This window comes from Kitasatospora phosalacinea (genome assembly GCF_000716545.1).
In the GTDB taxonomy this organism is placed as follows: domain Bacteria; phylum Actinomycetota; class Actinomycetes; order Streptomycetales; family Streptomycetaceae; genus Kitasatospora; species Kitasatospora phosalacinea.
In genome coordinates this window covers 103399-115428 of sequence record NZ_JNWZ01000017.1, presented here as the reverse complement: position 1 = coordinate 115428, position 12030 = coordinate 103399, and the positions used below count along the sequence as shown (strand labels likewise).

Here is a 12030-nt window from a genome sequence, read left to right as displayed (position 1 = left end):
GTTGCAGAGCGGTTCGGTGGTGCCGGGTGCCGGTGCGGCGGTGCAGAAGTGCGTTGAGCAAGCAGGGCGTTGCTGGTGGTGCCGGGTTCCTCCGGGCGGCCCTCCGGTCAGGGGGGCGCCCGGGACGGCGGCGGTCCCGGGCGGGACGCCTCCGACGTGCACGGTGCGACCGTACGAGACGCGCATCGTGCGGTACATGCTGCGGCCGGGGCGCGTTCACCTTCGTGAGGTTCGACTCGCACCCCGCATTGCGCAGCACTCTCTGTCATGGGAAGTGCCCGGCGGAAGACCTCCATGCCGAAGGATGCCCAACTGTGATCTGTCGGCATGCACTTCCGTTGCGCACGCATATCGCTCTTCACACAGCTGTTACGTGTCCGTCAAGAGGGCCACTGACGACACCCCGCCACTGGCGGGAAAACGCCAGGTGGAACCCGGGGTTTCGCGCGTAGATCACGAGCTGGCAAAAGACGGCAAAAAACCCCCGCCGACCGGGGAAAAGGTCGGAGCGGGGGTTTTCGGACAGTGCGTCAGGGTAGGTTCACCGGCCCGGGTGGCCCGGCCACGGGGGCTGCCCCCAGCCCGGGGCGGGCCCGGCCATCGGTTGCGCTGCGTAACCGAAGCCGGTCGGGTGACCCTGCCGGTCGAAGAACGGGCGGGCGTTGGCCCACATCCACATCGCCACCGGGTCGAACTCGTCGGCCATCATCACGGTGGACACCCCGGGCCCCTCGGGCGCCTGCGCGGCGGCCCGCTGCACCAGCGCCCGGGCCGCCTCGACGGACGGCGGCGAGGCGTCGTACAGGTCGAGCCCGATCGCCAGGTACGCCTCGCCCAGCACCGGCTGCACCCAGGCCCGCCGCAGCGAGCGCAACGGCCGCACCTCACCCGCCTGCTGCTCCAGCACGGCGAAGAACGGCGAGGCCTGCACGGGGGGTTCGGAGATCCGCAGCGGGCCGGCCGGCAGCCGGTCCAGGCCGAGGGCGATCCGCCGCAGGTCGGCCCAGGGCACCCCGACGCCGCCGCCGGGGCGGTGCGGGTCGAGCCACAGGCCCCAGCGCGACCGGTAGAGCGAGGACGCGATCTCCGGCCCGGAGACCACCTCGTGGGCCCGCGTCCAGCCGCTGGCCGCCAGCTGGGCCGGGGAGGTGGCGCAGGGCGCGTAGCCGTGCCCGCCGACGTCCATGTTGCCGTACTGGGCGTCCGGGCTGCCGGGGCTGCCGTGCCACAGCAGCATCCAGACCTGCCCGCCGGCCAGGGCGCGCAGCAGGCCCTCGTACGCCTCCCAGCGCTCCGGTGCGACCGCTGCGAGGGCGCGCTCGACCGCCCCCGGGTCGCCGGCTGCTCCCGTCACGTCGCCGCCCTACTCTCTCGTCCGCTCTCCACCGCGCTCCGGTGTGCCGGGGCAACCCTATGGGGCGCACCCGACGGTCGTCATGCCGCCGTACCGCGCGCGTCCGGCGGAGCGGGACCGGTCCCGGTGGGGGACCGCCGTCACGGGCGCACGTAGAACGGCTGTACCCGCCCCAGCAGCCAGTCCACCACCGGATCGGCGACCAGGTCGAGCAGCACCAGGTGGACGCCCCAGCTCGGCGGCGCGGTTCCGAGCGCCCGGCCCAGCGCGGTGTTGACCTCGGCCGGGTCGGCGGGGGCCGCCGGGTCCAGCTGCACGCCGACGTACAGCAGGGTCGGCTCGCCCTCCACCCTGGCCAGGGCCCGGCGGGCCGACAGCACGCCCGGCAGCGCCACGAGTTCGCTGGTCGCGGCGGCCAGGAAGGCGAACGGCTCCTGGTGCGGCTCGGGCTCCTTGAGCGCCACCCGGGCGCCCTCGGTGACGCCCCGCGCCTCCCACTCCTCGCCGCGCGGCCCGCGCCGCAGCTCGCCGACGCCCTCCGGCGGCACCGGGATGCCCACCGGCGCCTCCGGGTTGACCGCGATGCCGATGCCCAGCGGCAGCCCGCGGGCGAACTCCCACATCGGGGCGATCGCGAACGGGATGCCCGGGCAGTGCTGGAGGTACTGCTCCTGCGAGGAGTACACCGGGACGTACGGCGCGCCGGCCAGCTCCAGCGTGGGCAGGTCGAGCGCCTCGGCGTCCGGCGCGGTGCCGGACGGCAGCGGGATCCACACCTGGCTGCGGGCCAGCACCTCGATCACCCGGGGCGTCGCCCCCGGGTCGCCGAGCGCGGCCGTCAGCACCCGTTCCAGTTCGTTGGCCGGCCAGGCCCCGCCCTCCGGAACCCCACCCAGCGGGAACCCCATGTCGCCCCTCCACGTACGCAGTTGCGTTCAGGTTAGCGGCGCGCGGGGGCGCTCCGGTGCGCCGGCGGTCCGCCCCCTCTCCCGCGGGCGGCCCCCGGCATGCCATGATGGGCCCGCCCAAACTTCATACCGGCCGCTCGAACCCGCGCGGGAGAGCCGGAACGGCCCGCTGGGCCGCGACCGGCGCCGAAGGAGCAAGTCCTCCCCGGAATCTCTCAGGCACCCCTACCGCCCGGGCGAGGCAGATCTGGAAAGTGGACACGGCCGCGCCGTGCGCCCACCCACGGTGCAAGCCGCCATCCTGTTGGAAGGCGGTGAAGCTCTCAGGTTCGACGACAGATGGGGAGATTCGCCCCAGCCTGCCCGTTTCCAGATCCCGGGAGTCCTGTCGTGTCCCTCCGCCTGACCGCGCTCGACGCGCTGCACCGCTCGCTCGGTGCCACCATGACCGACTTCGCGGGCTGGGACATGCCGCTGCGCTACGGCAGCGAGCGCGAGGAGCACCTCGCCGTCCGCACCCGGGCCGGCCTGTTCGACCTCTCGCACATGGGCGAGATCACCGTCTCCGGCCCGCAGGCCGGCGAGCTGCTCGACCACGCGCTGGTCGGCTTCGTCTCCGCGCTGGGCGTGCTGCGCGCCCGCTACACCATGATCTGCCGCGAGGACGGCGGCATCCTGGACGACCTGATCGTCTACCGCACCGCCGAGGACGAGTACCTGGTGGTCGCCAACGCCTCCAACGCCCAGGTGGTGCTGGACGCGCTGACCGAGCGCGCGGCCGGCTTCGACGCCGTCGTCCGCGACGACCGCGACGCCTACGCGCTGCTCGCCGTCCAGGGCCCGGAGGCCAACGGCATCCTGGCCAAGCTGACCGACGCCGACCTGCCCGGCCTCAAGTACTACGCCCTGCTGCCCGCCACCGTGGCCGGCCGGAAGGTCTGGCTGGCCCGCACCGGCTACACCGGCGAGGACGGCTTCGAGGTGTTCTGCGCCCCCGCCGACGCCGAGCAGCTGTGGACGGCGCTGACGGAGGCCGGCACCGCCGAGGGCCTGGTCCCGTGCGGCCTGTCCTGCCGCGACACGCTGCGCCTGGAGGCGGGCATGCCGCTGTACGGGCACGAGCTGTCCACCGACCTGACCCCGTTCGACGCGGGCCTGGGCCGGGTGGTGCGCTTCGACAAGACCACCAACGGCGGTGCCTTCGTCGGCCGCGAGGCGCTGGAGAAGGCCGCGGCGCGGGCCGGGGCCGAGGCGCCGCGCAAGCTGGTCGGCCTGGTCTCCGAGGGCAGGCGCGTCCCGCGCGCGGAGTACGCCGTGGTGGACGCCGAGGGCGCGGTGATCGGCCGGATCACCTCCGGCGCGCCGTCCCCGACCCTGGGCAAGCCGATCGCCATCGCGTACGTGGACGCCGCGCACGCCGAGCCCGGCACCGCCGTCGCGGTGGACGTCCGGGGCAGGCCCGAACCGGTCGAGGTCGTCGCGCTGCCGTTCTACAAGCGCGCCCGCTGAGCCCCCCTCCCGTTTCCGAACAGTCCTCCTCCGGTTCGTCCGCCCAGCGGACGGCCGCGCCCTCCCCTCCCGCGATCCTGGAGAATGACGCCATGAGCAACCCCACGCACCTGCAGTACACCAAGGAGCACGAGTGGCTGACCGCCGCCGTGGACGGGGTGTCGACGGTCGGCATCACCGCGCACGCGGCCGACGCCCTCGGCGACATCGTCTACGTCCAGCTCCCGACGGTGGGTGACACCGTCACCGCGGGTGAGACCTGTGGCGAGCTTGAGTCCACCAAGTCGGTCAGCGACCTCTTCTCCCCCGCCACCGGCGAGGTCACCGAGGTCAACCAGGCGGTCATCGACGAGCCGGCCCTGGTCAACTCGGAGCCCTTCGAGGGCGGTTGGCTGTTCAAGGTCCGGGTCGAGGCGACCGACGAGCTGCTCGACGCCGACGGCTACACCGCCTTCACCGGCGCCTGACCGGGAGACCCCCCTGATGACGGTTCTCAACCAGTCCCTGCACGCGCTCGACCCGGAGATCGCCGCCGCGGTCGACGCCGAGCTGCACCGCCAGCAGACCACCCTGGAAATGATCGCCTCCGAGAACTTCGCCCCGGTGGCGGTCATGGAGGCCCAGGGCTCGGTGCTCACCAACAAGTACGCCGAGGGCTACCCCGGCCGCCGCTACTACGGCGGCTGCGAGCACGTCGACGTGGTCGAGCAGATCGCCATCGACCGGATCAAGGAGCTGTTCGGCGCCGAGCACGCCAACGTGCAGCCGCACTCCGGCGCGCAGGCGAACGCCGCGGCGATGTTCGCGCTGATCCAGCCGGGCGACACCATCCTGGGCCTGAACCTGGCCCACGGCGGCCACCTGACCCACGGCATGAAGATCAACTTCTCCGGCAAGCTCTACAACGTGGTCGCCTACCACGTGGACGAGAAGTCCGGCCAGGTCGACATGGCCGAGGTCGAGCGCCTCGCCAAGGAGCACCAGCCCAAGCTGATCATCGCCGGCTGGTCCGCCTACCCCCGCCAGCTGGACTTCGCCGAGTTCCGCCGGGTGGCGGACGAGGTCGGCGCCCTGCTGATGGTCGACATGGCGCACTTCGCCGGCCTGGTCGCCGCCGGCCTGCACCCCTCCCCGGTGCCGTACGCGGACGTGGTCACCACCACCACCCACAAGACCCTGGGCGGCCCGCGCGGCGGCGTCATCCTCTCCAAGGCCGAGCACGCCAAGAAGATCAACTCCGCGGTCTTCCCCGGCCAGCAGGGCGGCCCGCTGGAGCACGTGATCGCCGCCAAGGCCGTCGCGTTCAAGGTCGCGGCCTCCGAGGAGTTCAAGGAGCGCCAGCGCCGCACCCTGGAGGGCGCGAAGATCCTCGCCGAGCGCCTGCTCCAGGACGACGTGGCCGCCTCCGGCGCCTCCGTGCTCTCCGGCGGCACCGACGTGCACCTGGTCCTGGTCGACCTGCGCAACAGCGAGCTCAACGGCCAGGACGCCGAGGACCGCCTGCACGAGGTCGGCATCACGGTCAACCGCAACGCCGTCCCGAACGACCCGCGCCCGCCGATGGTCACCTCCGGCCTGCGCATCGGCACCCCCGCGCTGGCCACCCGCGGCTTCGACGCGGAGGACTTCCGCGAGGTCGCCGACGTCATCGCCGAGGCGCTCCTCCCGGGCTTCGACGAGGCCAAGGCCGAGGCCCTCAAGGCCCGGGTGACCGCCCTGGCCGCCAAGCACCCGCTCTACCCGGAGCTGTAACACTCCCCCGCTCGTCCGCCCGCCCGACCGGCGGCCCGTCCGAGCTTTCCCGGGGCACCGCGCACACTGGAAGACGTGCGCGCGGTGCCCCGTCCCATGCCGCGCCCCGTCCACGAGACGGGACCCAGCACCACCACGAGACCGGACAAGGACGTCACCCCGTGGCCATCAGTGTCTTCGACCTCTTCTCCATCGGCATCGGCCCCTCCTCCTCGCACACCGTCGGCCCGATGCGCGCGGCCCGGATGTTCGCCCGCCGCCTGGGCTCCGAGGGCCTGCTGGAGCGGGTCGCCACCGTCCGGGCCGAGCTGTACGGCTCGCTCGGCGCCACCGGCCACGGCCACGGCACCCCCAAGGCCGTCCTGCTCGGCCTGGAGAACCACTCGCCCCGCACGGTAGACGTCGACCGCGCCGACCTCGACGTCGAACGGATCCGCACCGAGAAGCGGCTCAGCCTGCTCGGCCGCCACGAGATCCCCTTCGACCCGGACGGCGACCTCGTCCTGCACCGCCGCAAGTCGCTCCCGTACCACGCCAACGGCATGGTCCTGTGGGCGTACGACGCCTCCGGCGAGACGCTGCTGGAGAAGACCTACTACTCGGTCGGCGGCGGCTTCGTGGTCGACGAGGACGCGATCGGCGAGGCCCGGGTCAAGCCCGACGACACCGTGCTGCGCCACCCCTTCCGCACCGGCGAGGAGCTGCTGCGGCTGACCAGGGAGACCGGCCTGTCCATCTCCGGCCTGATGCTGGAGAACGAGAAGGCCTGGCGCACCGAGGCCGAGATCCGGGCCGGCCTGCTGGAGATCTGGGCCGTCATGAAGGAGTGCGTCGCGGCCGGCATGGCCCGCGAGGGCATCCTCCCCGGCGGCCTCAAGGTCCGCCGCCGCGCCGCGTCCGCGGCCCGTGCCCTGCGCGCCGAGGGCGTGAACCCGGGCAACGCGATGGAGTGGGTCACCCTCTACGCGATGGCCGTCAACGAGGAGAACGCCTCCGGCCGCCGGGTGGTCACCGCCCCCACCAACGGCGCCGCGGGCATCATCCCCGCCGTCCTGCACTACTACCTGAACTTCATCGTCCCGGCATCCGCCCCCGAATGGGAGAAGGAGGACGGCATCGTCCGCTTCCTGCTCGCCGCGGGCGCGATCGGCATGCTCTTCAAGGAGAACGCCTCCATCTCCGGGGCCGAGGTCGGCTGCCAGGGCGAGGTGGGCTCCGCCTGCTCGATGGCCGCCGGCGGCCTCGCCGAGGTCCTCGGCGGCTCCCCCGAACAGGTCGAGAACGCCGCCGAGATCGGCATCGAGCACAACCTCGGCCTCACCTGCGACCCGGTCGGCGGCCTGGTCCAGATCCCCTGCATCGAACGCAACGGCATGGCCTCGGTCAAGGCCGTCACCGCCGCCCGGATGGCCCTGCGCGGCGACGGCCGGCACCACGTCTCCCTCGACAAGGCGATCAAGACCATGAAGGAGACCGGCGCCGACATGAAGGTCAAGTACAAGGAGACCAGCCGCGGCGGCCTCGCCGTCAACGTCATCGAGTGCTGAGGCCCGCCCGCCCCTGACCGCTCCTGATCGCCCCCGGAAACGGTACGGGGCCCCTGTCCGCGGTTGTTCGCGGTCCGGGGCCCCTGTGCGTCCTCCGGGGGCCAAGGGGGTGCGTGCCGCCGGAGGGGAAGTGCCGGGTTGTGCCGCCCGACTTGGATGACTATCGCACGCCATGGGCGGGGGACAAAATCGAAACCAAGGCGTGTGGTCGATTTCACCTTCGGATGCCAGGCGGGCGGGCGGGGGCGGGTTCAGGCCGTGGCGGCGGCCCGGTCGCGGATCTTCATCTCGAACCAGACGCCCTTGCCGCGCGGCAGCAGGTCGGCGCCCCAGCGGTCGGCGATCGACTCGACCAGGCGCAGGCCGTGGCCGTTGCGGTAGCCGACCTCGGGGGCCTGGATCAGGCAGGGCAGGGCGCGCGAGGAGTCGCGCACCTCGACCCGCAGCCAGCCGGGGCGGCGGGTCACCTTGAGTCCGATCATCCGACCGCCGGTGTGCCGGACGGCGTTGGCCACCAGTTCACCGGTGAGCAACTCCACCGCCTCCATGGGCTGATGGAGTTTCCACGTCCGTAAAACCGAGAGCACCAGCCGCCGGGCCACCCCCGCCGACTGCGGGCGGGAGGGCAGCCGCACCTCCTCCGCGGCGTCGGGATCGCTGAGGACGCCGAAGAAGAGGTGCTCCATCTCCTCCGGCGTCAACCGCTCCAGGTCGGCCAGCACCATTGGGGCGCCGAACCCTGACGATCCGTCACCTCTGGTGCCGGCCAGTGGAAGTGATGACCGCTCTGCTTCGCCCCATGCCGCCATGCGCCCCATCATTGCGGAACGCGAGCAGGCGCGTACGGACAATGAGCAAACGATCACTATTCGTTTGGCATATGCCGTCAGCAACCGAACGGACGCCCGAGGGTCACCACTGCGCCCAGGGGGTGTTCCAGCCGCCCAGGCCGTTGGACGGGTCGACCACCTTGCCCTTGGAGTTGACCACCTTGAACACGTCCCCGACCAGGCTGGAGTCGTAGAGCTTGCCCGCCGGGGCGCTCGGGCTGCCGGTCTTGGTGTCGGTCACGCCGATGCAGCCGTGGCTGCCGTTGGAGTGGCCGATCACGCCCGCGCTCCACGAGTTGCCGTGCACGTAGGTGCCGGAGTCCGTCAACCTCATGGCGTGCGGAACCACCAGGTCGTACTCGTCGCCGGAGCCCTCCTTGGTGACGCCGGCCGAGGTCATCCGGGTGGTGCCCTCCTTGGCCTCCACCACCATGACGCCGTTCCAGGTGTCGTACCCGGCCTTGCCGGCGGTGAACTCGACGGTGTCGACCTGCTGGCCGTCCCGGACGACCGCCATCTTGTGGGTGTTGACGTCGACGGTGGAGACCTGCGAGCGGCCGATGGTGAACGGCTCGTCCTTGTCCACGTCGCCGTACACGCCGGGCGCGGTCTCCACGTTCTTCAGCTTGTAGTGGATGGTGACCTTGGTGCCGGGGTTCCAGTAGTTCTCCGGCCGGAAGTCGACCCGCTTGTCGCCGAACCAGTGGCCCTTGACCGTGGTGCCGTCGGAGGCCTCGAAGGTGATGCCGCCCAGCACCGCGTCCTTGTTCTTCACCGCCCGGTCGAAGCGCACCGAGACGATCATGCCGACGCCGTACTCGCCGTTGTCGGCGATGTTGTCGCTGGTGCCGGCTTCCTTGTCGGGGGTGAGCGTGGTGAAGGTGGAGCGCGCGTTGGCGACCACGCCCTTGCCGTCCTCGGCCAGCGCGTCCACGGTGTAGGCGGTGCCGACGGTCAGGCTGCCCTTGGGCGCCCAGCCGGTGCCGTCGGAGGTCAGTTCGCCCGGCACCTCGACGCCGTCCGGGCCGGTGACCTTGACCGAGGTGAGCTTGCCGTTGCCGGCCGTCACCTTGATCGCGCCGGTCGGCTTGACCCCGGTGGCGCCGTTGGCCGGTTCGATCGCGATGGTCGCGGCCGAGACCGCGGGCACGGCGTCGCCGGAGCCCGCACCGGCGGCGGCGCTGGCCGAGCCCTTGGGGCTGTCCGCCTTCGCCGTGTCCGTGCTGCACCCGGCCGTGGTCATCAGCACCAGGGCGCCCGCGAGCGCCCCCACCACCGCGTATCCCCCGCGCTTCGCCTTCACGTTCGCTCTCCCCACACACCGGCCCGTCGGGTGACAGGTCTTTCGGTTGATATGACGGGTCGGCGGGCGGAAACGTTGCGTGAGAAGTGTCCCGGTACGGTCACGAACGGCGGACGGCCCGGCGGTCGGGTGACCACCGGGCCGTCGCGGTCCGCACGCCGCGGGCTACCACTTGCTCCACGGGATGGTCCAACCGCTCAGGCCGTTGTCGCCGTCGACGGTCTTGCCCTTGGAGTTCTTGATCTTCACCACGTCCCCGATGATCGAGGACTTGAAGAACTTGCCGCCGTTGGAGGTGTCGCTGCCGCCCTTGACGTCGGCCAGGCCGACGCAGCCGTGGCTGGCGTTGGTCCGGCCGAAGACGTTGCCGCCCCAGTAGTTGCCGTGCACGTAGGTGCCGGTCCGGGTCAGCCGCATCGCGTGCGGCACGTCCTGGACGTCGTACTCGGCGCCCTTCACGTTGGCGACGGTGGCCGAGTTCATCCGGGTCACCACCTCCTTGGAGTAGATCAGCATGGTGCCGTTCCAGGAGGGGTTCTCGTCGTTGCCCGCGGTGATCGGGACGGTCTCGGTCCTGCCGCCGCCGCTGTCCACCGTCATGGTGTGGGCCGCCGCGTCGACCGTCGAGACCTGGTAGCGGCCGATGCCGAACGGCTCGTCCTTGTCGACGTCGCCGTACACGCCGGGGGACACCTCGACGTTCTTGAGCCGGTACTTGACCGTCACCTTGGTGTTCGGCGTCCAGAAGTCCTCCGGGCGGAAGTCCACCCGCTTGTCGCCGAACCAGTGACCCCGGGCGGTCTTGCCGTCGGAGCTGGTCACGGTGATGCCGCCGAGCACCGCTTCCTTGTTCTTGATCGGCTTGGCGAAGGTCACCGAGACGATCATGCCGACGCCGTAGGTGCCGTTGTCGGCGATGTTGTCGCTGGTGCCGGCCGTCTTCGCCGGGGTCAGCGTGGTGAAGGTGCTGGTCGAGGCGGCCACCAGGCCCTCGGCGTCCACCGCCTGGGCGGAGACGGTGTAGGTGGTGCCGACGCCGAGCTGCCCGCCGGGCTTCCAGCTCAGGCCGTCGTCGGAGATCTTGCCGTCGACCGCCTTGCCGTTCTTGTCGGTCACCGTGACGGTGGTGAGCTTGCCGCCGGTCACCGCCACCCGCAGGCCGTCCTTCGGCTGCACGTCGGCCGCGCCGTCGGCCGGGGTGACGGTCAGCTGGGCCGCCGAGGCCTTCGGGACGCCGCCGCCGTCGGCCGGGGAGCCGCTGTCGGCCGGGGCCCCGGCCGAGGCGCCGCCCTTGGCGTCCGTCGAGCCCTTGCCACCGCCGTCGTCGTTGCAGGCCGCGGTGGAGAGCAGCAGCGCGCCGCCCACCAGCAGGGCCGCCGCGGACCGCCTGGCCCGCCGCCCGCGCCCCGCCACCGCTCCGGTCGTACGAACCGTCTCCACCGCGCTGCTCCCCTCCCGGTACTCCCGGCGAATACCCGTGCCGGCGCCCGGTATCCGTCACGCCGGGCCGCCCGCGGTCCGGGCCCCGTTCGGACGGGGTTCCGGTCGCGCGCGGTCAGGATAACCGGCCCGGTCGGGTGAAGGTCCGGCGGGAGCCGGGTGCCGGTTCAGTGAACCGCGCCGCCCGCCCTCCAGCGCGCCCAGTCGAGGTTCCAGTCGGAGAGGCCGTTGTCGGGGGCGACCCGCTCGCCGCGGGAGCCGCGCACCTCCACCACGTCGCCGACCATGGTGTGCCGGTAGAGCCAGCCGGCCGGGGAGCCGTCCGAGCCGCCCTTGGCGTCGGGCAGGCCGATGCAGCCGTGGCTGGTGTTGGCGGCGCCGAAGACCGCCCGGTCGCTCCAGTAGTTGCCGTGCACGAAGGTGCCGGAGGCGGTCAGCCGCAGCGCGTGCGGGACGTCCTTGATGTCGTACTCGTCGCCGAGCCCGACCGTCTGCGAGTTCATCCTGGTCTCCTCGAAGCGCTCGGAGACCACCATGGCGCCCAGGTAGGTGGAGTGCTCGGGGCTGCCGCCGCTGACCGGCAGGGTGCGCAGCACCCGGCCGTCCTGGCGGACCGTCATGGTGTGGGCGTCCAGGTCGACGGCGGCCACCAGCGAGCGGCCGACGGTGAAGTGCACGTCCTTGTCCTGGGTGCCGAGGTGGCCGGGCGCGCCCTCGACGTCCTTGAGCCGCAGCAGCAGGGTGACCTTCGTGCCGGCCGGCCAGTACTCCCGGGGGCGGAAGTCCAGCCGCCGGTCGCCGAACCAGTGCGGCGCGATCTCCAGCGGCGGGTCGGAGACGACCGCGACGGCCCGCTCGACCGCGGCCCGGTTCTCGATCGGGCGCGAGAAGCGCAGCGAGACGGGCATGCCGACGCCGACGGTGGAGCCGTCCTCGGGGGTGAAGAAGCCGACGAAGGTGTGCGCGGGGGCGGCGGTGGTGAAGCCGGCGTGCTGGGCGGCGCGCAGCCCGGCGCCGTCCTCGGCGACCGCGTCCAGGGTGTACGCGGTGGCGGTGGCCAGCCGGCGGTCGGCCGTCCAGCCGGTGCGGTCGGCGCTGAGCGTGCCGGGCACCGGCGCGCCCCGGTCGTCGGCGAGCCGGACGGTCAGCAGCCGCCCGCCGGCCACCGAGACCGCGACCCGGCCGTCCACCGGGACGTCCTGCGCGCCGTCGCCGGGCTCCACCGACAGCTGGGCCCGGGAGCCCGCCGGGGCCGCGTCGCCGTTCGGGCCGCCGCCGCCCGAGCAGCCGGCCAGCAGCACCAGGGCGACGGCGGCCGCCGGCCGTGCCCAGAGCCGTCCCGCGGCACGCATGCCGTCCTCCCGCGTTCGTCAGCTACCACCCGATA

10 protein-coding genes and 2 riboswitches are annotated in these 12030 nt (G+C 72.5%); of the genes, 4 read left to right on the top strand and 6 right to left on the bottom strand.

Going from position 1 to position 12030, the window contains the following annotated elements; genetic code table 11:
* Positions 1 to 541 precede the first annotated feature (541 nt).
* Together OO48_RS11340 and OO48_RS11335 are read right to left on the bottom strand one after the other, a co-directional pair.
* Positions 542 to 1354, bottom strand: coding sequence for an enhanced serine sensitivity protein SseB C-terminal domain-containing protein (locus OO48_RS11340; RefSeq protein WP_033214805.1), 813 nt, complete (start codon positions 1352 to 1354; stop codon positions 542 to 544).
* Between the two features lie 140 nt (positions 1355 to 1494).
* The gene (locus OO48_RS11335) at positions 1495 to 2262 is read right to left on the bottom strand and encodes an enhanced serine sensitivity protein SseB (RefSeq protein ID WP_033214802.1); all 768 of its coding nucleotides are present in this window, start codon (positions 2260 to 2262) and stop codon (positions 1495 to 1497) included.
* A gap of 138 nt (positions 2263 to 2400) precedes the next feature.
* Positions 2401 to 2503: riboswitch (glycine riboswitch) on the top strand.
* Positions 2504 to 2611: riboswitch (glycine riboswitch) on the top strand.
* On the opposite strand from OO48_RS11335, the gene gcvT reads away from it, so the two are divergent.
* The 4 genes from gcvT (at position 2602) to OO48_RS11315 (ending at position 7070) form a co-directional block, all read left to right on the top strand.
* On the top strand, positions 2602 to 3771 hold the full coding sequence (gcvT, locus tag OO48_RS11330; protein ID WP_051732010.1) for a glycine cleavage system aminomethyltransferase GcvT: 1170 nt from the start codon (positions 2602 to 2604) through the stop codon (positions 3769 to 3771). (Overlaps the previous riboswitch by 10 nt.)
* A 92-nt stretch (positions 3772 to 3863) precedes the next feature.
* Positions 3864 to 4238 (top strand): glycine cleavage system protein GcvH, encoded by a 375-nt coding sequence (gene gcvH / locus OO48_RS11325; RefSeq protein ID WP_033214799.1) that lies wholly within the window; start codon positions 3864 to 3866, stop codon positions 4236 to 4238.
* A 16-nt stretch (positions 4239 to 4254) separates the two neighbouring features.
* A complete protein-coding gene (locus OO48_RS11320) occupies positions 4255 to 5523 on the top strand; it encodes a serine hydroxymethyltransferase (RefSeq protein WP_033214798.1) in 1269 nt (422 codons plus the stop codon).
* 161 nt (positions 5524 to 5684) lie between these two features.
* Positions 5685 to 7070: an L-serine ammonia-lyase gene (locus OO48_RS11315; protein ID WP_033214797.1), complete on the top strand. Its 1386-nt coding sequence runs from the start codon at positions 5685 to 5687 to the stop codon at positions 7068 to 7070.
* Between the two features lie 251 nt (positions 7071 to 7321).
* Here OO48_RS11315 and OO48_RS11310 read toward each other — a convergent pair whose 3' ends face one another.
* The 4 genes from OO48_RS11310 to OO48_RS11295 all read right to left on the bottom strand — a co-directional run bounded on the left by OO48_RS11310 (position 7322) and on the right by OO48_RS11295 (position 11995).
* Positions 7322 to 7756, bottom strand: a complete 435-nt coding sequence (locus tag OO48_RS11310; RefSeq protein ID WP_051732015.1) for an ATP-binding protein — start codon at positions 7754 to 7756, stop codon at positions 7322 to 7324.
* Between the two features lie 226 nt (positions 7757 to 7982).
* Complete coding sequence (locus OO48_RS11305) at positions 7983 to 9203, bottom strand: L,D-transpeptidase (RefSeq protein WP_081952046.1); 1221 nt, start codon at positions 9201 to 9203, stop codon at positions 7983 to 7985.
* Positions 9204 to 9368: 165 nt separating this feature from the next.
* Positions 9369 to 10643: a L,D-transpeptidase gene (locus OO48_RS11300; RefSeq protein ID WP_081952045.1), complete on the bottom strand. Its 1275-nt coding sequence runs from the start codon at positions 10641 to 10643 to the stop codon at positions 9369 to 9371.
* Positions 10644 to 10810: 167 nt separating this feature from the next.
* The gene (locus OO48_RS11295) at positions 10811 to 11995 is read right to left on the bottom strand and encodes a L,D-transpeptidase (protein WP_033214791.1); all 1185 of its coding nucleotides are present in this window, start codon (positions 11993 to 11995) and stop codon (positions 10811 to 10813) included.
* Positions 11996 to 12030 lie beyond the last annotated feature (35 nt).